Origin of the sequence: Streptomyces barkulensis (genome assembly GCF_002843305.1) — a bacterium.
In the GTDB taxonomy this organism is placed as follows: Bacteria; Actinomycetota; Actinomycetes; order Streptomycetales; family Streptomycetaceae; genus Streptomyces; species Streptomyces barkulensis.
In genome coordinates this window covers 1-2320 of record NZ_PGSG01000017.1, presented here as the reverse complement: position 1 = coordinate 2320, position 2320 = coordinate 1, and the positions used below count along the sequence as shown (strand labels likewise).

Here is a 2320-nt window from a genome sequence, read left to right as displayed (position 1 = left end):
GGAGCGGGTTTGGCCGGTGTCCTGCCTGGGCTGGGGTCGGGCATGATCAGGGGGCCGTACGCTGGTTGGCAACTCGGGCAGGCTTTGGACCTGCCCGCAATGTGTCCGAGTGGCCCCCTGGTCGTGCCCGACGCGGGTCCCGGACCGGGCAGGTGGGTAAAGCCGTGGAGCCGACCGCCCCCAGCCCCGGCCTGGTCTTTTCGCCCCCTTGCGGGCGCGGGCGGGTGACGGCGCGCGGCCCCGGCGGCGAAGACGAGGAGGGGCCAGCGCGGCGGCGCCCGGCCCGGCGCCGCCGCGCTGTGCGCGGCACCTGATCCCTGCGGGATCAAGACTGCACCTGTGCAGACGTGGAGGCCGGGAACCGTGGGACGCGTCTTCGTGTCCCTGGTGTGCTGTGCACGGCCCTGCCTGCTTCCGCCGGTCCAGAGATGCGGGCCGTTGTGGTCGCCCCGTGGTCGGGGGCCAGTCGGACACAGCGGCGGGCAGGGCCGTGGGGCGGCTCGGTGTGCTGGCACTGCGGCCCGGCCGCCGGACAGCGAGCGGAGCGAGCCTTGATGAGGTAGAGAAACCTGTAACAGCTCCGCTGATCACCAGTTGGTCGGTGAGACGTAGCAAATGGCTTCGGTCTGCCGTCCGTTGCCGTAGCTGTGGGTTGAGCTTCCGATCTGCTGCCATCCAAGCTTCTCGTAGAGGCGCATCGCCGCGGTGTCCTTGCTCAGGACGTCGAGCACGAGGCGGAGGCCTTCCCGCTGTGCGTAGGTCATGGCTGTGCGCATGAGCTCCCCCCCGGCATCCTTGCCTCGGGCTTCAGGAGCGACAAACAGCCGGGAGAGTACGGCTACGTGGGCCTCCTCTTCCTGGCTGTGGTCGACCCATAGCGACACGGCCTCCTCGCCGTTCGGGCGGTTGATCGCCACATGCCCTGTGACGCTCCCCTCCACCTCGGCCACCCAGGCCCGGAGCAACTTCGGCGGGGTAAGCCATGCCTCGGGCTGGTCAACTCCCTCGACCGGGTAGCCGTCGAGGTCGTGTACTCGGACGAGGGCCTTTGCGGCTTCGGGGATGTCCTCGTACTGACGCGGGCGGATGACCGCCACTGCGCTCTGGGAGTTTCTGTCGTCTGTCATGGGGGCGGAACTTCCCTCAATCGGTCGGCAGCTCGTAGGTCAAGACGTTCTCGTCGCCACGCAGGATGAAGTGGCTTACGTCCATCGGCGTTTCGTCCTGGTCGTAGCTGATGTGCAGTACGTCCAGCACGGGTGTACCGGGCGAAGCACTGAGTCGCTCTGCTTCGTCTGTCCGAGGCATACGAGCCTGAACCTCTTCGAGCATCCGGGTCAGCCTGTGGCCAAGCTCCTCGAAGGCCGCGTAGATCCCTCCGGGGCCAGGGACGGCCTGCTCCAGTGAGGTGTCTCCAGCGATGGAGACAGGGATGTAGGTGTTCACGATCTGCACGGCGCGTTCGTCCACGAAGTACGTGTTCTCGCGTCGCACGACTTGCTCTCCGGCCGGGAGCGCGAGTCGCTCGGCAACCCACTGAGGTGGGTCGATCCGCGTGATGCCGGTGACTTCGACACGAGGAGTCCGGCCTTGCGCTTCGACCTCTGAGCGGAACGGCGCCTTGCCGGCCTCGCGCCAGTGCCGCGCGTAGCGGTCGTGTGCGTGCCGGATGAGCTGCGTACGACGGCGTACGAACAGGCCGCGTCCCACTTGACTCTCGACCAGACCGGTGGATTTGAGTAGTCCGGAGACCTTGTTCGCCGTGCCGCTGGAGATGTTGTAGCTCTCCATCAGCTCGCGTTCGGAAGGCAGGACAGAGCCAGGGGCTAGCTCGCCGGACTCGATCTTCCTGCGGAGTTCCTCTGCGATTTCGCGGCTCCGTGGTAGCCGCTGCTTGGCGGGCATTGGGTGGCCTCCTTGGGGTCTGCCCCCAGTGTAGGACCTCCCTACAGAAGTCACCCCATGGAAGTTCGGGGCACCCCCCTTGACCAACCTCCTTAAGGAGGTTCACACTCCCTACAGAGACCTCCTTAAGGAGGTCCCCGTGAGGTGATCTCCTTGCGGAAGATTCGTTCGAGGGAGCCGTGATGGCGTCTTTCAAGATCGACCTGTCGACCGCTGCGGTGATCGTGGCGACCGCCCCGCAGCCGAAGATCGCGAACCGGCGGACCGGTGAGATCGCCACCGACCCGGAGACCGGCGCGCAGCTGATGACGGTGGGCCTGATGGTGGTGGACGACGGTGAGGCCAACCTGCTGGACAAGGTCACGGTGCTGGAGACCGGCATCACCGGGGAGCTGACCACCGGGGCGCCGGTGGG

At 66.9% G+C, this 2320-nt stretch carries 3 protein-coding genes; 1 reads left to right on the top strand and 2 read right to left on the bottom strand.

The annotated features are described in order from the left end of the window. Positions 1-587: 587 nt before the first annotated feature. The gene (locus tag CUT83_RS04230; RefSeq protein ID WP_101254531.1) at positions 588-1127 is read right to left on the bottom strand and encodes a GNAT family N-acetyltransferase; all 540 of its coding nucleotides are present in this window, start codon (positions 1125-1127) and stop codon (positions 588-590) included. Positions 1128-1143: 16 nt separating this feature from the next. Continuing rightward, positions 1144-1905 carry a GntR family transcriptional regulator gene (locus tag CUT83_RS04225; RefSeq protein ID WP_101254530.1) on the bottom strand — a complete coding sequence of 254 codons (762 nt, stop codon included), beginning with the start codon at positions 1903-1905 and terminating at the stop codon, positions 1144-1146. Between the two features lie 182 nt (positions 1906-2087). Here CUT83_RS04225 and CUT83_RS04220 point away from each other — a divergent pair. Next, the coding region (locus CUT83_RS04220) for an SCO3933 family regulatory protein (protein WP_101254529.1) at positions 2088-2320 on the top strand (233 nt) is incomplete at its 3' end.

Bases quoted from the DNA above. Each gene is read 5' to 3' on its own strand.
- CUT83_RS04230 (WP_101254531.1), bottom strand. From the start codon at position 1,127: ATGACAGACGACAGAAACTCCCAGAGCGCAGTGGCGGTCATCCGCCCG.
- CUT83_RS04225 (WP_101254530.1), bottom strand. From the start codon at position 1,905: ATGCCCGCCAAGCAGCGGCTACCACGGAGCCGCGAAATCGCAGAGGAA.